This window comes from Streptomyces sp. NPDC046712, assembly GCF_040645695.1.
In the GTDB taxonomy this organism is placed as follows: domain Bacteria; phylum Actinomycetota; class Actinomycetes; order Streptomycetales; family Streptomycetaceae; genus Streptomyces.
In genome coordinates, this window is sequence record NZ_JBEYYW010000018.1 from 25,057 (window position 1) to 47,267 (window position 22,211).

General features: G+C 70.7%; 18 protein-coding genes. 7 read left to right on the top strand and 11 right to left on the bottom strand.

The features are described from left to right. Window positions 1–9: 9 nt before the first annotated feature. Together ABZ939_RS23050 and ABZ939_RS23055 are read right to left on the bottom strand one after the other, a co-directional pair. Complete coding sequence (locus ABZ939_RS23050; protein WP_361858207.1) at window positions 10–2,436, bottom strand: discoidin domain-containing protein; 2,427 nt, start codon at window positions 2,434–2,436, stop codon at window positions 10–12. A 168-nt stretch (window positions 2,437–2,604) separates the two neighbouring features. Next, window positions 2,605–3,636, bottom strand: a complete 1,032-nt coding sequence (locus tag ABZ939_RS23055; RefSeq protein WP_361858210.1) for a LacI family DNA-binding transcriptional regulator — start codon at window positions 3,634–3,636, stop codon at window positions 2,605–2,607. Between the two features lie 143 nt (window positions 3,637–3,779). Here ABZ939_RS23055 and ABZ939_RS23060 point away from each other — a divergent pair, with 143 nt between their 5' ends. The 5 genes from ABZ939_RS23060 to ABZ939_RS23080 are packed head-to-tail and all read left to right on the top strand — an operon-like array spanning window position 3,780 to window position 11,227. Further along, window positions 3,780–5,063: a sugar ABC transporter substrate-binding protein gene (locus ABZ939_RS23060; RefSeq protein WP_361858213.1), complete on the top strand. Its 1,284-nt coding sequence runs from the start codon at window positions 3,780–3,782 to the stop codon at window positions 5,061–5,063. A 57-nt stretch (window positions 5,064–5,120) separates the two neighbouring features. Continuing rightward, window positions 5,121–5,993, top strand: a complete 873-nt coding sequence (locus ABZ939_RS23065; protein ID WP_361858216.1) for a sugar ABC transporter permease — start codon at window positions 5,121–5,123, stop codon at window positions 5,991–5,993. A 1-nt stretch (window position 5,994) separates the two neighbouring features. Then, on the top strand, window positions 5,995–6,840 hold the full coding sequence (locus tag ABZ939_RS23070) for a carbohydrate ABC transporter permease (protein WP_361858219.1): 846 nt from the start codon (window positions 5,995–5,997) through the stop codon (window positions 6,838–6,840). A 26-nt stretch (window positions 6,841–6,866) separates the two neighbouring features. Beyond that, entirely contained in the window at window positions 6,867–8,141 is a 1,275-nt protein-coding gene (locus ABZ939_RS23075) for a glycosyl hydrolase (protein ID WP_361858563.1), read from the top strand. Between the two features lie 32 nt (window positions 8,142–8,173). Further along, complete coding sequence (locus ABZ939_RS23080; RefSeq protein WP_361858221.1) at window positions 8,174–11,227, top strand: glycoside hydrolase family 38 C-terminal domain-containing protein; 3,054 nt, start codon at window positions 8,174–8,176, stop codon at window positions 11,225–11,227. Here the strand turns inward: ABZ939_RS23080 and ABZ939_RS23085 are convergent. The 9 genes from ABZ939_RS23085 to ABZ939_RS23125 all read right to left on the bottom strand — a co-directional run bounded on the left by ABZ939_RS23085 (window position 11,190) and on the right by ABZ939_RS23125 (window position 18,812). After that, entirely contained in the window at window positions 11,190–12,557 is a 1,368-nt protein-coding gene (locus ABZ939_RS23085) for an MFS transporter (protein ID WP_361858224.1), read from the bottom strand. The two genes, ABZ939_RS23080 and ABZ939_RS23085, sit on opposite strands and share 38 nt — an antisense overlap. 107 nt (window positions 12,558–12,664) lie before the next feature. Further along, window positions 12,665–13,024 carry a metalloregulator ArsR/SmtB family transcription factor gene (locus ABZ939_RS23090; protein ID WP_361858227.1) on the bottom strand — a complete coding sequence of 120 codons (360 nt, stop codon included), beginning with the start codon at window positions 13,022–13,024 and terminating at the stop codon, window positions 12,665–12,667. A 75-nt stretch (window positions 13,025–13,099) separates the two neighbouring features. Beyond that, window positions 13,100–13,321, bottom strand: coding sequence for a hypothetical protein (locus ABZ939_RS23095; protein ID WP_329123581.1), 222 nt, complete (start codon window positions 13,319–13,321; stop codon window positions 13,100–13,102). Between the two features lie 391 nt (window positions 13,322–13,712). Further along, window positions 13,713–13,886, bottom strand: a complete 174-nt coding sequence (locus tag ABZ939_RS23100; protein ID WP_361858230.1) for a hypothetical protein — start codon at window positions 13,884–13,886, stop codon at window positions 13,713–13,715. Window positions 13,887–14,118: 232 nt separating this feature from the next. Continuing rightward, the gene (locus ABZ939_RS23105) at window positions 14,119–14,787 is read right to left on the bottom strand and encodes a potassium-transporting ATPase subunit C (protein ID WP_361858233.1); all 669 of its coding nucleotides are present in this window, start codon (window positions 14,785–14,787) and stop codon (window positions 14,119–14,121) included. 2 nt (window positions 14,788–14,789) lie between these two features. Continuing rightward, window positions 14,790–16,934 (bottom strand): potassium-transporting ATPase subunit KdpB, encoded by a 2,145-nt coding sequence (gene kdpB / locus ABZ939_RS23110; protein WP_361858236.1) that lies wholly within the window; start codon window positions 16,932–16,934, stop codon window positions 14,790–14,792. Further along, entirely contained in the window at window positions 16,931–18,595 is a 1,665-nt protein-coding gene (gene kdpA / locus ABZ939_RS23115) for a potassium-transporting ATPase subunit KdpA (protein ID WP_361858239.1), read from the bottom strand. Before kdpA ends, kdpB begins: the two co-directional genes overlap by 4 nt. An 8-nt stretch (window positions 18,596–18,603) precedes the next feature. Beyond that, window positions 18,604–18,693, bottom strand: coding sequence for a K(+)-transporting ATPase subunit F (kdpF, locus tag ABZ939_RS23120; protein ID WP_242330691.1), 90 nt, complete (start codon window positions 18,691–18,693; stop codon window positions 18,604–18,606). Continuing rightward, a complete protein-coding gene (locus tag ABZ939_RS23125; RefSeq protein WP_361858242.1) occupies window positions 18,690–18,812 on the bottom strand; it encodes a hypothetical protein in 123 nt (40 codons plus the stop codon). The genes kdpF and ABZ939_RS23125 overlap by 4 nt, the downstream gene beginning before the upstream one ends. A gap of 260 nt (window positions 18,813–19,072) precedes the next feature. Between ABZ939_RS23125 and ABZ939_RS23130 the strand changes: the two genes are divergently transcribed. Beyond that, window positions 19,073–21,025 carry an amino acid transporter gene (locus ABZ939_RS23130; protein ID WP_361858245.1) on the top strand — a complete coding sequence of 651 codons (1,953 nt, stop codon included), beginning with the start codon at window positions 19,073–19,075 and terminating at the stop codon, window positions 21,023–21,025. 142 nt (window positions 21,026–21,167) lie between these two features. Next, window positions 21,168–22,208: an ATP-binding cassette domain-containing protein gene (locus ABZ939_RS23135; protein ID WP_361858247.1), complete on the top strand. Its 1,041-nt coding sequence runs from the start codon at window positions 21,168–21,170 to the stop codon at window positions 22,206–22,208. Window positions 22,209–22,211 lie beyond the last annotated feature (3 nt).

Below are 22,211 nucleotides of genomic sequence, written 5' to 3' on the forward strand. Positions count from 1 at the left end.
GCCGCCCGGTCAGGTCCCCCAGGCCTCCAGCTCGTAGACGCGGGCGGCGGGATCGGTCGTCTGCGTCGGCCGGGTGATCTCCAGGCGGACGTAGCGCGCCGTGGTGGCGACCGGGTGGGTGGTGGTGGCCGCCGTGTTGCCGGTGACGGTGGCGGCGGTGGTCCACGGGTCGGCGGTCGAGCCGCGGACCTTCAGGGTGAAGTCCCGGGTGTTCCAGGAGGCGCTCTCGCCACCCGCGGCCGCGTGCTTCACGACGAGGCGGTCCAGCGTACGGACCGAACCGAGGTCGACCTCCAGCCACTTGGCGGCGGTGGTGGTGCACCACTTGTCGCCGTTGCCGCCGGAGACGGTCCCGTTGACGGCCTTGGCCGGGGTCTCGGTCGCGTTGCACTGGCCGGAGGCGGTCGCGGGGCGGTTGAGCGCCAGGTTGGACCCGGTCGAGGCGGACCAGCCGACGGTGGTGGTGGCGGCCGGCGAACGGCCGTACTCCGTGGAGACCGCCTCGACGTCGAGTGTCGTCGCGGTCTCCGAGCCGATCCGGTCGAGCTGCGGCACGAACAGGGCGTCGTTGGGGGTGGCGCCGAGGAAGGTGCGGGTGCCGTCGGTGTTGCGCCGGTACACCTCGTAGTGGTGGACGGAGCCGGCGGCCGAGGCCGTCCAGGACAGGCGCAGCGACTTGCGCGTGGGGCTCACTTCGGTGGTGCCGAGCACGGTGACCGCGGTCGGCGCGGCCGCCGTGTCCACGGCCCCGTCGTAGACGGCGAGCTGGCCGACCTTCACGTCGTACGAGGCGACGGAGCCCGCGGCCTGCAGTCCGATCTGGGCGATGGTCCGGCCGGCGAAGGCGGACAGGTCGAGGGTCTTGCGCTCCCAGCCGGTCGTGCCGGTGGAGCCGAGGTCGAGGGTGGTGAAGGTGGTCGGCGCGTCGGTGAAGGAGACCGCTGCCTTGAGGCGGGTGGGTCCGGCGGCCGGGGTCTTCACGACGACGGACAGCTTGGTGTCGGCGGCGACCGGCAGCTTCGTCTGGTACAGCCGGACGGTGTTGACGGCGTCGAGGGTGCCGCTCAGTCGCAGCGCGGAGCCGCCCTCGTAGGCGTCGGTGAAGTCGATCGACGGGGTGAGCCGGGAGCCGGTGGAGCTGACCAGCCAGCGGTAGGTCGGCGGCACGTCCTGGAGCGAGAGGTTGTTCCAGCCGGTCGACGCGACCCGTACGCCGCCCGAGTGGAAGAAGTCTCCCTGGCCCGCGCCGAACGAGGTGACGAAGGGCTTGGCGGTGACCGGCGAGGACTCGGGGACGTAGTGTGCGAGGCCCTTCCAGGCCGAGGTGGTCGTGGTGTCGGACGGGTCGCCGTTGGCGCCGTCCCAGTAGCGCGCCTCGCGGGCATGGGAGTCGGCGCGGTTCGCCGACGAGGTGAAGGTCCACTCGGGCCGGTAGATGCCGAGCGAGGTGACGTGCGGCTGCCCGGCGGGGAAGACCGAGGCCCAGGGGACGGACGTGTTGTATCCGTTGGCCTCGGTGTCGATGCCGGAGTACAGCTCGTACTCGCTGCGGCCGAGGTTCCGGGCGAGGGTACGGGAGGAGCCGAGCCCGGAGGCGCTCCAGCCGAAGTCCAGGAACATCGAGTCGGACGTCCGCAGCGAACCCTCCTGCAGGAAGGAGTCGTTGGCGGAGGTGAGGGCGTCCTGCCAGCTGACCGCGCCGGACTCGGTCATCGCGTCGTACCACATGAACTCGACCGGGCCGAGGGAGCGGGCGTAGCGCATCTCGTTGCGCAGTTCGGTGGCGAGGGCCGCGTCCCCGCCGGCCGTCTCCTGGTTGATGAACCAGCCGTCGAAGCCGTAGTACTGCGCGACCTGGGCCAGCTTGTCGGCGACGGGGTAGGTGGAGCCGGTCTTCTTCGCGAAGTCGCGCACCCACTGGATCTGACCGCCGTAGGCGGTGGGCGGGAAGAAGACGGTGCCGTAGACCTTCACACCGTTGCGGTGGGCGGCGTCGATGACGGTCGCGTTGGGGGCGAGGATCAGGCCCTCGCTCGCGGAGCCGCCCCAGAAGACCAGCTTGTCGATGTACTGCCAGTGACCGAAGGCGTAGTAGTGCGGGTTGGTGGAGCCCTGCGAGGGGTTGTTCGAGGTGTGGCCGAAGGAGACCAGGGACGCGATCTTTCCCTCGCCGGTGCGGGCGTTGGCGTTGGCCTTGAGCGCGGGGTCGGAGACGCGCGGCCGCAGGGGGACCCGGGAGCGGTTGAACCGCGCGTCGGGGTCGGTGGCCGGATCCCAGTTCAGGAGGGTGTTCGGGTGCCAGTACGAGGCGTAGGGCTGGTCGCCCGCGGCGAGGGGTGCGGGGCGGGGCGATGCCTGGGCGGGGGCCGAGGGGGCGAGGCCGAGCACGGCGGCGATCAGGGCCGCGATCGGCAGAAGGGGAAGGTGTCGTCTCATCCGTTGCTCCGGGGTCCAGCGGGAGGGTGGGGGTGCTGGGCGTACGGGAGGTGCGGCGGTACGGGAGGGCTGCGGCGCGGGCGGGGCGGCGGCCCGGCCGGGCCCGTGGCACGGGCGACGGGCCGGGACAGCGGTCGGTGCCGTCTCGCCCCGGGAGGCTAAACGGCTTTAGTTGGCGGGGTCAAGAGCCGGTGGCGCCGTGCTCTCACGGACCGTCAGGCGCGGCGTCGGGTTCTTGACGTCGCGCGCCGACGCCGGGTCGTCGACGAGCGCGAGCAGTTCCCGCGCGACCTGCTCGCCGAGGGCGAAGGTGTCGCGGGAGAGGGCGGTGAGCGCGGGGTGGACGATGCGGGCGAGCGCGGAGTCGTCGAAGGAGACGATCGACAGCTCGCCGGGCACGGCCACGCCCATCTCGGAGGCCACGCCGAGCCCGGCGACCGCCATCACGTCGCTGTCGTAGATGATCGCCGTCGGCCGCTGGGGCCGGGCGAGCAGCGCCCGGGTGGCGGCGGCGCCCTCCGCGTCGCTGAAGTCGGTGGGCAGCGAGACGGCCTCGGTCAGGCCGAGCCGCCGGGCGCTGTCCCGCACGGCCCGGATGCGGCGCTGGGTGTGCTGGAAGGCCGGCAGGCCGGCCAGGTGCGCGATCCGGCGGTGCCCGAGGGCCGCGAGGTAGTCGACGATCGACACCATCGCCTCGCGGTCGTCCGCCCAGACGCTGGGCAGACTGCCGTGCCGGCCGGGCCCGCCGATGACCGTCGTGGGGACGCCGAGCTCCTCCAGGACGGGGATCCGCGGGTCGCGGACCTGGAGGTCGACCAGGACGAAGCCGTCCACCCGGTGCTCCGAGGTCCAGCGCCGGTAGACCTCGATCTCTGCCGCGGTGTCCTCGACGACCAGCAGGTTCAGGGCCGTGCCGCGCACCGAGAGGCCGGCCTGCAGTCCGCTCAGCAGATGGCCGAAGAACGGCTCCAGGCCGATGGTCCGCGCCGGGCGGGCGAGGACGAGGCCGACCGCGCCCGCCCGTGCCCCGCCCAGGGCCCGCGCGGCGCTGTGCGGCCGCCAGTTCATCTCCTCGGCCACCTGCAGGATGCGCTCCCGGGTCGCCTCGCTCACTCCCGGACGGCCGTTGAGCGCGAAGGACACCGCGCCCTTGGACACCCCGGCCCGGCGGGCGATGTCGGCGATCGTCGGTCTGGCCACGCAGCGCCCCTCTCCGTCCTCGCGCAGGTTCCGCCCTCGCGCACTGTCTTGACAGCGGAGTGTAGCGGGAGCATAGTCCCCCATCGCTAGACCGGTTTAGTAGCTCTGCCTCCTCCGCCAGAACAGACCGGGAGACCTCTCACATGCGAACAAGCCAATGGATGCGGGCGGCCGTTGCCGCGGTCGCCGCGGCCACGCTCGCCGGCTGCGGCCTCGGCGACCCGAACGGCTCCGACGACACGGGCACGGCGGCAGGCGGCGAGGTGAAGGGCAAGGTCTCGCTCCAGACCTGGGCCCTGAAGCCGAAGTTCACCGCGTACATGGAGGGCGTCATCGGCGCCTTCGAGAAGGAGCACCCGGGTGTCGAGGTCGAGTGGCTCGACCAGCCCGGTGACGGCTACTCCGAGAAGGTGCTCAGCCAGGCGGCCGGCGGCACGCTGCCCGACGTGGTCAACCTGCCCCCGGACTTCGCGCTGCCGCTGGTGAAGCGGAACATGCTGCTCGACGTGGCGAAGGCCGACCCCAAGCTCGACACGGACTACGTCGCCGGCGGCACGGCCGCCTACCGCTTCGCCGGGCAGGACGGTACGTACGGCTACCCCTGGTACCTCAACACCGACGTCAACTACTGGAACTCGGCGCTGCTCAGCCAGTACGGCCTGGATCCGAAGAAGCCCCCGGCCACCCTGGACGAGCTGATCACGGCGGCGAGGTCCGTCAAGCAGAAGTCCAACGGCTCGGTCTACCTGATGAGCCGCAAGCCCGGCCTCATGGACTTCGCCAACGCCGGGGTGAAGCTCATGTCCGACGACGGCACGCGCTTCACCTTCAACACCCCCGAGGCCGCCGCGGTCCTCGACACCTACCGCGGCGCCTTCAAGGAGGGGCTGCTGCCCAGGGACGTCCTGACCGAGACGTACGCGGGCAACACCAAGCTGTTCAGCTCCGGGACGGCCGCCTGGACGACCGCCGGCGGCAACTACATCACCTCGCTGGCCACCGACAATCCGAGCCTCGCCCCCAAGGTGGTCTCCTCCCCCGCCATCGGCACCCCGCCGCTGTACGTCCAGGGCCTCTCGGTCTCGAAGGGCACCAAGAACCGTGCCACCGCGCTGGCGCTCGCCCGCTGGGTGACCAACGCCGAGAACCAGGCCGCCTTCGCCCGGCTCACCAGCATCTTCCCGTCGACGAAGGCGTCGGCCGCGGACCCCTTCTTCAGCAAGAGCGACGGCACCAACGCCGGGGACGCCAAGGTCACGGCGTTCACCTCGCTCGCCCAGGCCACGATGCTCGAGCCCGTCCAGGCCAACGACGCGATCAAGACGGTGATCAACCAGCAGATCGCCCTCGCCCTGAGCGGCCAGGCCGGCTCCAAGGAAGCGCTGGACACGGCGGTCGCCCGCGCCGACCAGATGCTGAAGGACTGATCCGAGGAGCGGCGCCGCCTTCCCCCGGCGCCGCTCCCCCTTCCCGGAAGGCACCCGATGACACACCGGCGCTGGTTCACCCCGTGGCTGCTCGCCGGACCGGCCGTGGTCTGGCTCGCCGTCTTCAACCTGTGGCCCGCCGTGAACACGGTGATCCTGTCGTTCACCAACGCCAAGCCGCTGGGCGGCGGCCGTTTCACCGGTCTCGCCAACTACGAACGCGCTTTGAACGACGAGCAGCTGACCGACGCGCTGATCAACAGCATCGTCTATCTGCTCATCTGTCTGCCGCTGCTGACCCTGCTGCCGCTGCTCCTCGCCCTCCTGGTGGAGAAGAAGCTCCCGGGCATCACCTTCTTCCGTACCGCGTTCTACACCCCGGTCGTCGCCTCCGCCGTCGTGGTCGCGCTGATCTGGGGATGGGTCCTGGACGACCGGGGACTGCTCAACGGCCTGCTCGGACAGCTCGGCCTGGCCGATCGACCGGTCGACTTCCTCACCGACCGCTGGCTGCTGCTCTTCAGCGCCATCGGCCTCACGGTCTGGAAGGGCCTCGGCTACTACATGGTCATCTACCTGTCCGCGCTCGGGAACGTCGGCCGCGAGCTGCACGAGGCCGCCGCCGTCGACGGGGCCTCCGCCGTACGCCGGTTCTGGCACGTCACCCTGCCCGGCGTACGGACCACGATGATGCTGGTCTCCGTCCTGATATCCGTCTCCGCCCTCCGGGTCTTCTCGGAGCTGTACGTCCTGTCCCACGGCACGGGCGGCCCCGGCGGCCGGGACATGTCGGTGGTGATGCTCATCCAGATGTACAGCCGCGGCTTCACCGGGCACATCGGCTACGCCTCCGCCCTCAGCCTGCTGCTCTTCGTCATCACCGTCGGCCCGATGCTGCTCCTGGCACGGCTCAACCGGAAGGCGGCCTGACATGCCCGCACGGGGATTCGGTACGCCCGCCCCGGCCGCGAAGGCGGCACGCTATCTGCTCCTGACCGTCGTCCTGCTGCTCACGATCGGCCCGTTCCTGTGGCAGCTGTCCACATCGCTCAAGGGGCCCGGCGAGGACGTGTACTCCCGTACGCCGGACTTCCTGCCGCGGGACTGGACGTTGTCCAACTACGCCCAGGTCGCCGACACCATCCCGGTGTGGACGTACGCCCTGAACTCGCTGATCGTGGCGGCGATCTCCGTGGCCGGCAACGTCGTGGGCGCCACCCTCGCCGGGTTCGCACTGTCCCGGCTGCGGTTCCGCGGCGTACGGCTGGTTCTCGGTCTGTTCCTCGCCACCCTGGTGCTGCCCGGCGAGGTCACGATCGTCTCCCAGTACGTGACCGTGCGGAGCATGGGCCTGACCGACACCCTCCTCGGGGTGGCGCTGCCCGGGGCGATCGCCATGCTGAACGTGCTGCTGATGTACACCGCCTTCCAGGCCGTGCCGCCCGAACTCGACGCGGCGGCGCTCGTCGACGGCGCCTCCGTATGGCAACGCCTGCTGCACGTGGGCCTGCCGAACGTGCGGGGCATGCTGAGCGTCGTCGTGATCTTCACTTTCATCGGCGCCTGGGACGACTTCCTGTGGCCGCTGATCGTCCTCAACGACCCCGAGCACTACACCCTGACCGTCGGGCTGCAGTACCTCGATGGAACGTTCACCGCCAACCCCCGGCTGATCGCGGCCGGCACCATGATCGCCTTTCTGCCGATCGTCGCGGTGTTCGCCGCGCTCCAGCGGTTCTTCTTCAAGGGCGTCGAGGAAGGCGCCATCAAGGGATGACCTCCGGAAAGGATCCCATGCCGAGCATGCCTCCGCCGCTCGACGCCCCGCACGTCCGCACCCCGCGCTTCGGCGTCAACTACACCCCGAGCAGGGGCTGGTTCCACCACTGGCTCGACTTCGACCTCGACGCCGTCCGCGCCGATCTGGACTCGATCGCCGCCCTCGGCCTGGACCACGTCCGGGTCTTCCCGCTGTGGCCCGTCTTCCAGCCGAACCGCACCCTGATCCGCCCGCGCGCGGTCGAGCAGCTGGTGGGGCTCGTCGACGCGGCGGCGGAGCGCGGACTCGACGTGGCCGTCGACGGACTGCAGGGCCATCTGTCCAGCTTCGACTTCCGGCCCTCGTGGACACTGACCTGGCACCGGCGCAACATGTTCACCGACCCCGAGGTGCTCGACGGCCAGGCCGCCTATCTGCGCACCCTCGCCGCTGCCCTGGCCGACCGCCCCGCCTTCCTCGGCATGACGCTCGGCAACGAGATCAACCAGTTCTCGGGTGATCCGCACCCCGATCCGGACCGGATCTCACCGGCTCAGGCGGAGAGCTGGCTGCGCCGCATGCTGGCGGCGTGCGAGCGGGGCGCCCCGGGCCGGCTGCATCTGCACGCGGAGTACGACGCCGCCTGGTACCTCGACGACCATCCGTTCACGCCCGCCCACGCGGCCCGGATCGGCGCGGTGACGGCCGTGCACTCCTGGGTCTTCAACGGCACAGCGCAGCGCTACGGCGCCGACTCCGTGGCGACGGGACAGCACGCCGCATACCTGATCGAGCTGTCGAAGGCATGGGCCGACGACCCGGAGCGGCCGGTGTGGCTGCAGGAGGTCGGGGCGCCCGCCCCGCACATCACCGCCGACCGGGCCGCCGCCTTCACCCGTACGACGGTGAACGCCGCGCTCGACTGCCCGGACCTCTGGGGCATCACCTGGTGGTGCTCGCACGACGTCGACCGCTCGCTCGCCGACTTCCCCGAACTGGAGTACAGCCTGGGCCTGTTGACCACCGACCGGGAGGTGAAGCCGGCCGGGCGGGCGCTCGCCGAGACCGTGGCGGAGCTCCGTACGCGGGCTCACCGTCCCCGCACGCGGACGACGGCCCTGGTCCTCGATCTGCCCGACGACGCGCCGAAACGGTCGACGTGCGGCCCCGGCGGGGCGTTCTTCGAGGCGTTCATGCGGCTGGCGGCGGACGGCGCGCGACCCACCGCCGTACTGGCGTCGCGGGCCTCCGACCGCGATCATCTCACCGCACGCGGGATCACCGAGACGGTCACCGTCGACGACGTCGGCCGGGCCTGAACGCCTAACTCTTACGTGATGGAGCGACTGCCATGCATGACGACCGCACCCTGATCGAGTCCCGTCTCCGGCGCGTCCTCGACGAGCGCATCCGGCCGGCGATCCACCCGGAGTCGGTGCCCCTGGAGGTGGGGATCTGGACCGCTCCCGACGAACCGGTGCCGGTGGCCGAGGGGATCGCCGCGCCACGGACCCCGATCGCCGTCGGCGACGCCTGGGGAGCGCCCTGGGGTACGAGCTGGCTCACCGTCTCCGGCACGGTGCCGGCGGCCTGGGCGGGACGGACGGTCGAGGCGCTGATCGACCTCGGCTTCGACGCGAACATGCCGGGGTTCCAGTGCGAGGGCCTGGTCTACCGACCCGACGGTTCGCCGGTGAAGGGGCTCAACCCCCGCAACCAGTGGGTGCGGATCGCCGCCCCGGCGGCCGGCGGCGAAGAGGTGCTGCTGCATGTCGAGGCGGCGTCAAACCCCGTGATTCTCGACTACCACCCCTTCCTGCCGACCGAGCTCGGGGACAAGGAGACGGCGGGCGACCGGCCGCAGTACAAGCTGGAACGGATGGATCTGGCCGTCTTCGACGAGACGGTGTGGCAGCTGGTGATCGATCTGGAGGTGCTCGGCGAGCTGATGGCGGAGCTCCCCGTGGAGGGCGCCCGTCGCTGGGACATCCTGCGGGCGATCGAGCGGGCCCTGGACGCGATCGACCTCCAGGACGTGAACGCGACGGCGGCCGCTGCGCGCGAGGAGCTGGCCGGGGTGCTCGCGTCGCCGGCCGAGCCGTCGGCGCACCGGATCAGCGCGGTCGGCCATGCCCATATCGACTCGGCCTGGCTGTGGCCGCTGCGCGAGACGGTACGCAAGGTGGCGCGGACCACCGCCAACATGACCGCGCTTCTGGAGGACGAGCCGGACTTCGTCTACACGATGTCGCAGGCGCAGCAGTACGCGTGGATCAAGGAGCACCGGCCGGAGGTGTACGCGCGGGTCAAGAAGGCGGTCGCGGAGGGCCGGTTCGTGCCGGCCGGGGGCATGTGGGTGGAGTCGGACACGAACATGCCGGGCTCGGAGGCGATGGCCCGTCAGTTCGTGCACGGCAAGCGGTTCTTCCTGGACGAGTTCGGCGTCGAGAACGAGGAGGCGTGGCTGCCGGACACCTTCGGATTCGCGGGCGGACTGCCGCAGATCATCAAGGCGGCCGGGTCCAAGTGGCTGCTGACGCAGAAGATCTCGTGGAGCCAGGTCAACACGTTCCCGCATCACACCTTCCTCTGGGAGGGCATCGACGGGACACGGATCTTCACGCATTTCCCGCCGATCGACACCTACAACTGCTCGATGAAGGGCAAGGAGATCGCCCATGCCGTCCGCAACTTCAAGGACAAGGGGCGGGCGCGGCATTCGATCGCGCCGACCGGCTGGGGCGACGGCGGTGGCGGCACGACGCGCGAGATGATCGCGAAGGCGGCCCGGCTGCGGAACCTGGAGGGTTCGGCGCGGGTGCGCTGGGAGCGGCCGGCGGAGTTCTTCGCGAAGGCCGAGGCCGAGTACCCGCATCCGCCGGTCTGGGTGGGCGAGTTGTATCTGGAGCTGCACCGGGCGACGCTGACGAGCCAGGCGCGGACCAAGCAGGGCAACCGGGCGAGCGAGAACCTGTTGCGCGAGGCGGAGCTGTGGGCCGCCACGGCCACCGTGCGGTCCGGAGTGCCGTATCCGTACGAGGAGTTGGACCGGATCTGGAAGACGGTGCTGCTGCACCAGTTCCACGACATCCTGCCGGGTTCCTCGATCGCCTGGGTGCACCGTGAGGCGGAGCGGACGTACGCGGCGGTGGCGGAGGAGCTGCACGGCATCATCGGCCGGGCGCAGGGGGTGCTCGCCGGCGACTCGGTGGCCGGTGGCGAGGTGGTCTTCAACGCGGCTCCGCACGAGCGGGCAGGCGTTCCGGCGGGCGGGGGCCGCAGGGTCGTCGCGCCCGGCGGCGGCTGCACGGTGGAGGGGCGGCCGGGCGGCGGGTTCGTCCTCGGCAACGGGCTGCTGCGGGTGGTGGTGGACGAGCGCGGACTGGTGGTGTCGGTGGTCGATCTCGCCGAGGGACGGGAGACGATCGCGCCGGGCGCGGCCGCCAACCTTCTGCAGATCCATCCCGACTTCCCGAACATGTGGGACGCCTGGGACGTCGACCAGTTCTACCGGAACACGGTGACGGATCTGACGGGCGCCGACGAGGTGACGGTGGCCACCGAGACGCCGCAGGCCGTGTCCGTGCGCGTGACGCGTACGTTCGGGGCGTCCAGGGCGGTGCAGACCCTGACGCTGGCGGCGGGAGCGAAGCGGCTCGATCTGGAGACCGAGGTCGACTGGCACGAGACGGAGAAGTTCCTCAAGGCGGCGTTCCCGCTGGACCTCCACGCCGACCGCTATGCCGCCGAGACCCAGTTCGGCCATCTGCACCGCCCGACGCACACCAACACGAGCTGGGAGGCGGCCAAGTTCGAGGCGTGCAACCACCGCTTCGTCCACTTCGAGGAACCCGGCTGGGGTGTCGCCCTGGTGACGGCGTCCACGTACGGGCACGACGTGACCCGTTCCGTACGGGCCGAGGACGGCGGCACCACGACGACGGTACGGGTGTCGCTGCTTCGGGCCCCGCGCTTCCCGGACCCGCACACCGACCAGGGCGTGCACCGCTTCCACCACGCCCTGGTGCCCGGCGCCTCCGTCGGGGACGCCGTCCGCGAGGGCTACCGCGTCAACCTGCCGGAGCGCCGGGTGCCCGGGGACGCGGACGTCGTCCCGCTGGTCGCCCTGGACGACGACGCCGTCGTGGTCAGCGCCGTGAAGCTCGCCGACGACCGCAGCGGCGACGTGGTCGTGCGGCTCTACGAGTCGCGGGGCGGCCGGGTCCGCGCCCGGCTCACCACCGACCTCGACCTCGGCGGGGTCACGGTGTGCGACCTGCTGGAGCGTCCGCTCGACGACGCCCCGACCGGGACCGTCACCGTGGCGGACGGCGCGCTCCGGCTCGCGCTGCGGCCCTTCCAGCTGCTCACGCTGCGTTTCCCCGCCCCCGGGACCGCGCGGTGAGCACCGGGGCGGGCCACCTGGGGTGGAGGGCGTCGATGCGGTAGTCGTGGGCGTGGCGCCGGCCCGCACCGGCAAGGTGCGGATGGTCCGGCGCCAGCTCCGCGTGGACGTGTTCCAGCTCGTCGGGGTCGGTACGCGGCCAGAGGCGTACGGCGGCGACGGCCGCGAGGAGGGCGAGGGCGCTCAGCGCGCCGGCGGCGGCCGCGAGCCCGACGCGCGCGGCGGTCCACCCGGCGAGCGGGTAGGTGAGCAGCCAGCAGCCGTGGGCGAGGGAGAACCGGGCCGCGAAGACGGCGGGCAGGTCTCCGCCGCCCGCCGAGCGGCGCAGCAGCCGTCCGCCGGGGGTCAGGACCGCGGATCCCGCGGCTCCGAGGAGCAGCCAGGCGGTGAGCAGGGCGGGCCAGGACCAGGAGTCCGGGCCCGCCGCGAGACCGGCCGGGAGGAGGGCCAGGGTCCCGGCCGTCACGAAGGAGGCGGGGAGCAGCACCGCGCGGTCGCCGACCCGGTCCAGGAGCGGTGGCAGCAGCAGCGCCACGGCCATGGAGCCTGCTCCGTACGCGCCGAGGGCGAGGGTGACGTCGCCGACCGGGCGGCCGAGGACCTCGCGGACCAGGACGACGGTGTTGACGAGGACCATCGCTCCGCCCGCGGCGACGACCAGATCGAGGGCGAGGAGGGCCCGGAGGCGCGGGGTGGCCAGGAAGAGCCGGATGCCGAAGGCGGCCCTGGCGTACGGGCCGCCGGTCCGCTCGACGGGTTCCGGCTTGGGGAGCAGGACCGAGGCGACCAGGGCGGCGGAGGCGAGGAAGCCCACGGCGGTGCCGGTGAAGAGCAGGCCGGAGGAGACGAGGGTCAGCAGGGCGGCGGCGAGCGCCGGGCTGAAGAGGTTCTCCAGGTCGTAGGCGAGCCGGGACAGGGAAAGGGCCCGGGTGTACTCGCGCTCGTCGGGCAGGACGTCGGGGATCGTGGCCTGGAAGGTCGGGGTGAAGGCGGCGGAGGCCGCTTGGAGCAGCAGGATCAGGACGTAGACCTGCCAGACCTCGGTGACGAAGGGCAGCGCCAGGGCGGCCGCGGCGCGCGTGAGATCCATGGTGACCAGGAGCGCGCGCCGGGGTATTCGGTCGGCGAAGGCGCTGATCAGCGGGGCGATGCCGACGTACGCGACCATCTTGATCGCAAGGGCGGTCCCCAGGACGGCGGAGGCGTCGGCCCCCGCGAGGTCGTACGCGAGCAGGCTCAGGGCGACCGTCGCGAGTCCCGTGCCGGCCAGGGCGACGACCTGGGCGGTGAACAGACGGCGGTAGGTGCGGTTGCGCAGCACGGACAGCATGAAACACGCCCTCGTTCGGCTACGGGGTGGACACCACCGTAACTGACGCGTGCATGCTTGCGCACATGTTGAATCCACGACCGGGCGAAGCGGGGGCGGGCGGCCCGTCAGTCGTGCCAGGGCTCCCCGGTCACCTGGTGATCGGCGTGACTGATCGCTTCGACGACGAGACGCCTCATATGTCCGTCGGGCAGCGTGTACACCACCCGCCGGCCGTCCTTGCGGTGCTGGACGAGTCCGCCGAGACGGAGCTTGGCCAGGTGCTGGCTCACCGCGGGCCGGGCCGCGCCGCACGCCTCGGCGAGGGCGCTCACGTCCGACTCCCCGCGCGTCAGGAGCCACACCAGGTGCAGTCGGGTCGGGTCCGCGAGCAGCGCGAACACGCCGGCCGCGGCGGCGAGCTCGGGAGCGCCGGGTGTGCGCTGATGCACAACACTCGCTGTTGAGGGTCCCTCGCGTTCTGACATGGGGCCATCGTAGGCACGGAAAAGACGACCGCCCCTGGCGCGTGGCACCGGGGGCGGATCCGAGGGAGCGGGCGGTCAGAGCTTGTGCATCCCCTTGTACGGGCTGAGGACGCGGACCTGGGTGGCTCCGAAGTCGACGAGGAGCGCACCCGTCGGCTCCTGGCCAATGATCTTCCCGAGGCCGTGACGATCGTGGGAGACGCGGTCACCGACGGCGAACTCCTTGATCACGGGATCGACGGGAGCCGCGAAGGGGCTGGTGGACAGGTGGCGCCGGGGCGCGGATCGGTTCGTCATCGTGAAGCCAGTATGCCCCGCGCGATGGCCTCAGGACAGACTCGAGCGCCCGCCCGGTGTCCGGCCCACGGGTCCGGCCGGCGCGCCACCGGCCGCCTCCGACTTCAAGTACCCCGATTTCGGGGCAGGTTCGACGGGTGGCATCCGCTCCCCCGCGAGGGGGAACCGATGTGTCGGTCCGCTACTACCTGTACATCGGTGGCGCCAAGATCGACATGCTGCTCTCGCAGATCGACGCCTCCTGGGCGCGCAAGCGCGCGCGGGCCGCGCACGACACGGCCCTGCGCGCGGTGGCGTACACCGAACAGGCGGTGGAGCCGCTGGGCCGCACGGGGTTCACGACGCGAGTCGGCGGGGCGCGTGTGCAGGACTCCCGGCGGGTGAGCGGGGCCTACGTGATCTCCTCCAGGGCCCGAGCCGGCTCCTCCGCCGTCCTGATCCCGACGCGCGGGGTGTCGACCAGGGCCGCGTCGATGACGGCGGCGAGCCGGGGCGGGATCGTGGGGTCTCGGTCCGCGATCCGTACGACCGGCTCGCGCAGCGCGAGGATGTCGGCGGGCTTCACGTCGCGGTGCACCCTGCCCCCGGGCCGTGGCCTCGGCACCGTCCGCCAGTCGTGCGGCCGGCAGCTCGACCCGGTGCGCGTGGTCCAGGCCCGCGAACACCTCCCGTACGACGGACAGCGCCTCGGGCACGGGCACTCTGCCGCCGTGCCGGGGGCCAGCCGTTCCAGCGCGCCGCCGGGGCAGCACGCGCAGGCGAACCAGAACGCGCTGTCCCGGTGGCCGTCGCCGCCATCAGCCCTTGGTCACCAGGGCCTTGAGCGCGATGTTGAGCTGGAGGACGTTGACGCGGGGCTCACCGATGAAGCCGAGGATCCGGCCGTCGGTGTGGTCGGCGACGAGCTTCTCGACCCGCTTGGCGTCGAGGTTGTTCTGCTCGGCGACACGGGGTACCTGGAGCTCGGCGTACTCCGGGGAGATGTGCGGGTCCAGGCCGGAGCCGGAGGAGGTGACGGCCTCGGCCGGCACGTCCTCGGGCCTGACCTTGTGGTCGGCGGTCGAGTTGTCCTTGACGACGGCGGCCTTGGCGTCCGTGACCCACCGGATCAGGTCCTCGTTGTCGCCCGATCGGTTCGTGGCGCCGGATAGGATCAGCTTGTACTGGGTGTTGACGCTGTTGGAGCCCAGGCCGTTGGAGGGGCGCGGCTGGAACCACTTCAGATCCGGCGCGGCCGTCTCCTGGCCTTCCTCGAGCGGCAGGCTGTAGGTCTGGCCGATGAGTTCGGAGCCGACGACCCTGCCGTCGGCCTTGATTTCGGAGCCGTTGGCCTTGTCGTCGAACGCGACCTGCGCGAGGCCCGTGACGGCGAGCGGGTAGAGCACGCCCGTCACCACGGTCAGGACGAGGAGGGCGCGCAGGCCCGCCCAGAGCAGGCGGCCTGCGTTTCCTACGGAGTTGTTCATGATCAGCCGATTCCGGGGATGAGGGAGAGAAGAAGGTCGATGACCTTGATGCCGATGAACGGCGCGACCAGGCCGCCGAGACCGTAGATCCCGAGGTTCCGGCGGAGCATCCTGTCCGCGCTCGTCGGCCGGTAGCGCACACCCTGCAGGGCGAGCGGGACGAGCGCGATGATGATCAGCGCGTTGAAGACGACGGCGGACAGGATCGCGGACTCGGGCGAGGCGAGGCGCATGATGTTGAGCTTGTCGAGCGAGGGGTAGGCCACCGCGAACATCGCGGGGATGATCGCGAAGTACTTGGCCACGTCGTTGGCGATCGAGAAGGTGGTGAGCGCGCCCCGGGTGATGAGGAGTTGCTTGCCGATCTCGACGATCTCGATGAGCTTGGTCGGGTCGGAGTCGAGGTCGACCATGTTGCCGGCCTCCTTCGCGGCCGACGTGCCCGTGTTCATCGCGACGCCCACGTCCGCCTGTGCGAGCGCGGGCGCGTCGTTCGTACCGTCGCCGGTCATCGCGACCAGCTTGCCGCCGGCCTGCTCGCGCTTGATGAGGGCCATCTTGTCCTCGGGGGTGGCCTCGGCGAGGAAGTCGTCGACACCCGCCTCCTCGGCGATGGCCTTCGCGGTCAGCGGGTTGTCACCCGTGATCATGATCGTCTTGATGCCCATGCGGCGCAGCTCGTCGAACCGCTCCCGCATGCCCTCCTTCACCACGTCCTTCAGGTGGATGACGCCCAGGACGCGCGCCCCCCTGTCGTCCTCCACCGCCACGAGCAGCGGCGTACCGCCGTCCTCGGAGATCCGGTCCGTGAGCGCCTGGGCGTCCTCGGAGACCTTTCCACCCCGCTCCTTCACCCAGGCCACGACCGAACCGGTCGCGCCCTTGCGGACCTTACGGCCGTCGACGTCCACGCCCGACATACGGGTCTGGGCGGTGAAGGCGATCCACTCGGCGTGTGCGAGTTCGCCCTGGTGGCGCTCGCGCAGGCCGTACTTCTCCTTGGCGAGGACCACGATCGAGCGGCCCTCGGGCGTCTCGTCCGCGAGCGAGGAGAGCTGGGCGGCGTCCGCCAGCTCCGCCTCGGTGGTGCCCCTGACCGGAACGAACTCGGAAGCCTGCCGGTTGCCCAGCGTGATGGTGCCCGTCTTGTCGAGGAGCAGCGTGGAGACGTCGCCGGCGGCCTCCACGGCGCGGCCGGACATCGCAAGCACGTTGCGCTGCACGAGCCGGTCCATGCCCGCGATGCCGATCGCGGAGAGCAGGGCGCCGATCGTGGTCGGGATGAGGCAGACCAGGAGCGCGGTCAGGACGATCATCGAGGTCTGCCGGTCGGCGCCCGCGTAGACCGCGAACGGCTTCAGCGTGACGACGGCGAGCAGGAACACGATGGTGAGGGACGCCAGCAGGATGTTGAGGGCGATCTCGTTCGGGGTCTTCTGCCGGGCGGCGCCCTCGACCAGGTTGATCATCCGGTCGATGAAGGTCTCGCCCGGCTTGGTCGTGATCTTGACGACGATACGGTCCGACAGCACCTTCGTACCGCCGGTCACGGCCGACCGGTCGCCGCCGGACTCCCGGATGACCGGGGCCGATTCGCCGGTGATGGCGGACTCGTCGACGCTCGCGACGCCATCGACGACGTCACCGTCGCCGGGGATGATGTCGCCGGCTTCGCAGATCACCAGGTCGCCGATGCGCAGTTCGTTGCCCGGGACCTGCTCCTCGCCCGTCCTGGCGAGGCGGCGGGCGACCGTGTCGGTCTTTGCCTTGCGGAGCGTGTCGGCCTGCGCCTTGCCGCGCCCCTCGGCGACCGCCTCCGCCAGGTTGGCGAAGATCGTGGTCAGCCACAGCCACGCGGCGATGGCCCAACCGAACCAGTCCCCCGGGTTCTTGGCGGCCAGGACGGTGGTGACCACCGAGCCGATCAGGACCACGAACATGACCGGCGACTTGACCATCACGCGCGGGTCGAGCTTCTTGATCGCGTCCGGGAAGGAGGTGACCAGCTGCTTGGGGTCGAAGAGACCCCCGCCGACACGTCCGGCCGGCTGATGTCCCCGGGACAGGTCGCCGTGCGGCGCCTTCGCCGGAGTGGCGGTAGACGTCCGGTCCACGGCGTCCTCGTGCTTCTTTACGTCGATGGTCATGCCGCGAGCCCTTCGGCGAGCGGGCCAAGGGCCAGGGCCGGGAAGTAGGTCAGACCGGTGATGATCATGATCGTGCCGACGAGGAGGCCGGTGAACAGCGGCTTCTCCGTCCGCAGCGTGCCCGCGGTCTCGGGAACGGGATGCTGCTCGGCGAGCGAACCGGCCAGCGCGAGGACGAACACCATCGGCAGGAACCGGCCGAGCAGCATCACGATGCCGATCGTCGAGTTGAACCACTGGGTGTCGGCGTTCAGGCCGGCGAACGCGGAGCCGTTGTTGTTGGCTCCGGAGGTGTAGGCGTAGAGGATCTCGGAGAATCCGTGCGCGCCGCTGTTCGTCATCGAGTGGGCCGGGGTGTCCAGGGCCATGGCCGCGGCGGTGAAGCAGAGCACGAGCGCCGGGGTGACGAGGATGTAGCATGCCGCGAACTTGATCTCGCGGGTGCCGATCTTCTTGCCCAGGTACTCGGGCGTGCGGCCGACCATCAGACCGGCGATGAACACCGCGATGATCGCCATGATCAGCATGCCGTAGAGGCCGGAGCCCACACCGCCGGGCGCGATCTCGCCGAGCTGCATGCCCAGCATGGTGATGCCGCCGCCGAAGCCGGTGTACGAGGAGTGGAAGGAGTTCACCGCGCCCGTGGAGGTCAGCGTGGTGGCCACGGCGAAGATCGACGAGCCGCCAATACCGAACCGGGTCTCCTTGCCCTCCATGGCGCCGCCGGCGAGGTCGAAGGCCGGTCCGCCGTGGTGGAACTCGGTCCACATCATCAGCGCGGTGAAGCCGAGCCAGATGGTGGCCGTCGTCGCCAGGATCGCGTAGCCCTGCTTGGGCGAGCCGACCATGCGGCCGAAGGTGCGGGTCAGCGCGAAGGGGATGACGAGGATCAGGAAGATCTCGAAGAGGTTGGATATTCCGTTGGGGTTCTCGAAGGGGTGGGCCGAGTTGGCGTTGAAGTAGCCGCCGCCGTTCGTACCCAGCTGCTTGATGACCTCCTGCGAGGCGACCGCGCCGCCGTTCCACTGCTGCGAGCCACCCATGAACTGACCGACCTCGTGAACGCCGGAGAAGTTCTGGATGACACCGCAGGCGACCAGGACGAGGGCGCCGATCACGGAGATCGGCAGCAGGATGCGTACGACTCCGCGGACCAGGTCGGCCCAGAAGTTGCCCAGCTCACCGGTGCGGGACCGGGCGAAGCCGCGGACGAGCGCGACCGCGACGGCGATACCGACCGCCGCCGAGACGAAGTTCTGCACCGCCAGGCCGCCGGTCTGGACGACGTGGCCCATGGCCTGCTCGCCGTAGTACGACTGCCAGTTGGTGTTGGTCACGAAGGAGGCGGCCGTGTTGAACGCCTGGTCCGGGTCGATCGAGGCGAAGCCGAGCGATCCGGGCAGCGATCCCTGCACCCGCTGGAGCAGGTGGAGGAAGAGGACGCTCACCGCGGAGAACGCGAGGACGCCGCGGAGATAGGCGGGCCAACGCATCTCCGTGTTCGGGTCGGCGCCGATGCCCTTGTAGATCCACTTCTCGACCCGCAGGTGCTTGTCCGAGGAGTAGACCCGGGCCATGTGGTCGCCCAGCGGCCGGTAGGCCAGGCCGAGCGCGACGATCAGCGCGAGGAGCTGGAGAACACCAGCAAGAACGGGGCTCATGTTCGTGCTCAGAACCTCTCGGGCTTGACGAGGGCGAGAACGAGATAGCCCAGCAGGGCGACGGCCACGATCAGACCGACGATGTTTTCGGCAGTCACAGCTTGGCCACCCCCTTGGCGATGAAGGCCACCAGCGCGAAGATCGCGATCGTGGTGGCGACGAAGGCCAGATCGGCCATCGTGAGCTCCTGAGTGAAGAACGGATTCTCGGACAGCACGAGAGAACCGCCTTTTCAGGAGCCCGCCGCCTCCGTTGACGTCTCCCTGACGTCCTTGACGCCCCTCTTGACGCAACGCCTACGCGGCTCGGTGCCGCACTCGCCGCGGTCGGTGTGACGAGAGCGACGCCTGCCAGGAGGATCTTGACGCTTCCCTGACGCCGCGGCCCGGATCCGTACCCGTCGGGCTGCTTACGCTGGCCCCGCCGTCCGTGTGATGGCCGAAATCCCCCGTCCAGCAGCAGCCCAGGAGCACCCCCATGGCCACCACCACCGACACGCGCACCGGCCGATTGCGCGCGTGGATGCTGGAGGGTCTTTCCGACATGGGCAAGGGCCGGCCGTCCGTCCCGAAGGCGGAGACCGAGCCCGTGCACAAGGGGCAGCCGTGGTGGCGGGTGATGTGCCTGACCGGTGTCGACTACTTCTCCACGCTCGGCTACCAGCCCGGCATCGCCGCCCTGGCCGCCGGCTTGCTCTCTCCCGTCGCCACCATCGTGCTGGTGATCGTCACCCTCGCCGGCGCACTGCCGGTGTACCGGCGGGTGGCCGAGGAGAGCCCGCGCGGCGAGGGCTCGATCGCGATACTGTCTCGGCTGCTGTCCTTCTGGAAGGGCAAGCTGTTCGTCCTGACCCTGCTGGGCTTCGCGGCGACCGACTTCCTGATCACCATCACCCTGTCGGCCGCCGACGCCTCCACCCACCTGGTGGAGAACCCTCATCTGGAATCGGCCCTGCACGACAAGCAGGTCCTGATCACCATGGTCCTGATCGCGCTGCTCGGCGCGGTGTTCCTCAAGGGCTTCCTGGAGGCGATCGGCGTCGCCGTCGCCCTCGTCGGCGTCTACCTCGCGCTCAACGCGGTCGTCGTCGTGACCGGCCTGTGGCACGTCCTGACCGAGGGGCACGTGGTCACGGACTGGACCGCCGCACTGACCACCGAGCACGGCAACGTCTTCGCCATGATCGGCGTCGCCCTGCTCGTCTTCCCGAAGCTCGCGCTGGGCCTCTCCGGCTTCGAGACCGGGGTGGCGGTCATGCCCCACGTCGAAGGTGAGCCGAGCGACACGGAGGAGAAGCCCGCCGGACGCATCCGGGGCACGAAGAAGCTGCTGACGACGGCCGCGCTGATCATGAGCGTCTTCCTCATCACCACCAGCTTCATCACCACCGTCCTCATCCCCCACGAGGAGTTCGAGCCCGGCGGTGACGCCAACGGCCGCGCCCTGGCCTACCTCGCGCACGAGTACCTCGGCAACACCTTCGGCACGGTCTACGACGTCTCGACCATCCTCATCCTGTGGTTCGCGGGCGCCTCCGCGATGGCGGGTCTGCTCAATCTGATGCCCCGCTACCTGCCCAAGTACGGCATGGCCCCGCACTGGGCCCGCGCCGTGCGGCCCATGGTCATCGTCTTCACCCTCGTCGCGTTCCTGGTCACGTGGATCTTCGACGCCGACGTCGACGCCCAGGGCGGCGCGTACGCCACGGGTGTCCTGGTCCTGATCTGCTCGGCCGCCATCGCCGTGACGATCGCGGCGCGCAAGGCCGGCCAGCGCGGCTGGACCATCGGCTTCGGCGTCATCTCTGCCGTGTTCCTCTACACCACCGTCGTCAACGTGATCGAGCGTCCCGACGGCGTCAAGATCGGTGCCTGCTTCATCGCCGGCATCATCCTCATCTCGCTCCTCTCCCGGCTCGGCCGCGCCTTCGAACTGCGCGTCACACACGTCGAACTCGACGACATGGCGGAACGTTTCATCCGCGACATCTCCCACCGCACCGCCCGCTTCATCGCCAACGAACCCGACAACCGGGACGTCGCCGAGTACCGCGACAAGATCGAGCAGATCCGTACCGACAACGACCTCCCCACCACCGAGGACTTCGTCTTCATCGAGGTCACCGTCACCGACCCCTCCGAGTTCGAGGCCGGTCTGACCGCCCGCGGCGAGGTCATGCACGACCGCTACCGCGTGCTGACCGTGGAGTCGTCCTCCGTCCCCAACGCGCTGGCCGCCCTCCTCCTGCACGCCCGCGACCTCACCGGAACGCGCCCCCACGTCTACTTCGAATGGACCGAGGGCAACCCCTTCGCCAACTTCCTCCGCTTCTTCCTCCTCGGCCAGGGCGAAGTCGCCCCCGTCACCCGCGAGGTGCTGCGGGAGGCGGAACCCGACCGGGACCGCCGCCCCCGCGTCCACGTCGGCTGAGGCAAGACCTTCAGGCTCGCCGCCTGACACCCTCCGACCGGCTCTGTCACAGCGCCGTCAGCTCCGTATCAGCGCCGCCGGGCACTGTCGGGTTCCGTCGAGGACGACACGTCACACGAGACGGACGAGAACGAGGAGCGCCATGTCGTACGCCATCCGGGCCGAGGCCCTGGTCAAGAAGTACGAGGACACCGTCGCCCTGGACGGGGTCGACCTGGAGGTGACCGCCGGCGAGGTGGTCGCCGTGCTCGGCCCGAACGGGGCCGGCAAGACCACCACCGTCCGGATCCTGGCCGGGCTGCTCCGGCCCGACGCGGGCCACGCCACGGTCGACGGGTTCGACGTGGCGGAGGACGAGGCGCGGGTCCGCGCCCTGGTCGGAGTGGGCGGCCTGAGCGAACCGACGGGGCCGATCGCACAGGCCGGGCAGGCGGGCCGGGCGGAGCTGCCGGAGCGGTACGCCGAGGCGGAGGCGTACCTGTCCGGCACCGAACACCTGGTGCTCCGCGGCCGACTGCTCGGCATGTCGAAGCGGGATGCCCGGACGCGGGCGGCCGAGCTCCTGGAGTTCTTCGATCTCACCGACGCCGCCACCCGGCCGCTCAACGCCTTCTCCGGCGGGCTGCGCCGCAGGCTGGACCTCGCGGCGAGCGTGGTCGGCCGACCGCGGGTGGTGCTGCTGGACGAGCCGACCGCCGGGCTCGCCTCCCGTGCCCGCCAGGAGATCGGCGACCTGGTCCGGCGGCTGGCGGCGGACGGGACGACCGTGCTGTTCACCACGGAGTCGGCGGAGGAGGCCGATCGACTGTCCGACCGGATCCTCGTGCTCGACCGGGGCCGGGTCGTCACGGAGGGCACGCCGGAGGAGCTCAAGCGGCGGACCGGCAGCCAGACGCTGCAGGTGCGGCCGACGCTGACCGGGGACGTGGACACCGTGCACCGCATCCTGACGGAGCTGACCGGCGCCACCCCCGAGCGGGACGTGTCGCCCGGTCTGCTCACCGTCCCGATCGCCGACCCGATGCTGATCTCGACACTCGTACGGCGCCTGGACGGGGCCGGAATCGCCACCGACGAACTGGCCCTGCGCCTGCCCGGCCTCGACGACGCCCTGCTGACGCTGACCGCCCGGCCCGCCGGGGACGCGGACCGGGCGGTCACCGCCGAGAGCAAAGTCGCCTGAGCA

Bases quoted from the DNA above. Each gene is read 5' to 3' on its own strand.
- ABZ939_RS23050 (WP_361858207.1), bottom strand. From the start codon at position 2,436: ATGAGACGACACCTTCCCCTTCTGCCGATCGCGGCCCTGATCGCCGCC.
- ABZ939_RS23060 (WP_361858213.1), top strand. From the start codon at position 3,780: ATGCGAACAAGCCAATGGATGCGGGCGGCCGTTGCCGCGGTCGCCGCG.
- ABZ939_RS23065 (WP_361858216.1), top strand. From the start codon at position 5,121: ATGACACACCGGCGCTGGTTCACCCCGTGGCTGCTCGCCGGACCGGCC.
- ABZ939_RS23070 (WP_361858219.1), top strand. From the start codon at position 5,995: ATGCCCGCACGGGGATTCGGTACGCCCGCCCCGGCCGCGAAGGCGGCA.
- ABZ939_RS23075 (WP_361858563.1), top strand. From the start codon at position 6,867: ATGCCTCCGCCGCTCGACGCCCCGCACGTCCGCACCCCGCGCTTCGGC.
- ABZ939_RS23080 (WP_361858221.1), top strand. From the start codon at position 8,174: ATGCATGACGACCGCACCCTGATCGAGTCCCGTCTCCGGCGCGTCCTC.
- ABZ939_RS23085 (WP_361858224.1), bottom strand. From the start codon at position 12,557: ATGCTGTCCGTGCTGCGCAACCGCACCTACCGCCGTCTGTTCACCGCC.
- ABZ939_RS23090 (WP_361858227.1), bottom strand. From the start codon at position 13,024: ATGTCAGAACGCGAGGGACCCTCAACAGCGAGTGTTGTGCATCAGCGC.
- ABZ939_RS23095 (WP_329123581.1), bottom strand. From the start codon at position 13,321: ATGACGAACCGATCCGCGCCCCGGCGCCACCTGTCCACCAGCCCCTTC.
- ABZ939_RS23105 (WP_361858233.1), bottom strand. From the start codon at position 14,787: ATGAACAACTCCGTAGGAAACGCAGGCCGCCTGCTCTGGGCGGGCCTG.
- kdpB (WP_361858236.1), bottom strand. From the start codon at position 16,934: ATGACCATCGACGTAAAGAAGCACGAGGACGCCGTGGACCGGACGTCT.
- kdpA (WP_361858239.1), bottom strand. From the start codon at position 18,595: ATGAGCCCCGTTCTTGCTGGTGTTCTCCAGCTCCTCGCGCTGATCGTC.
- ABZ939_RS23130 (WP_361858245.1), top strand. From the start codon at position 19,073: ATGGCCACCACCACCGACACGCGCACCGGCCGATTGCGCGCGTGGATG.
- ABZ939_RS23135 (WP_361858247.1), top strand. From the start codon at position 21,168: ATGTCGTACGCCATCCGGGCCGAGGCCCTGGTCAAGAAGTACGAGGAC.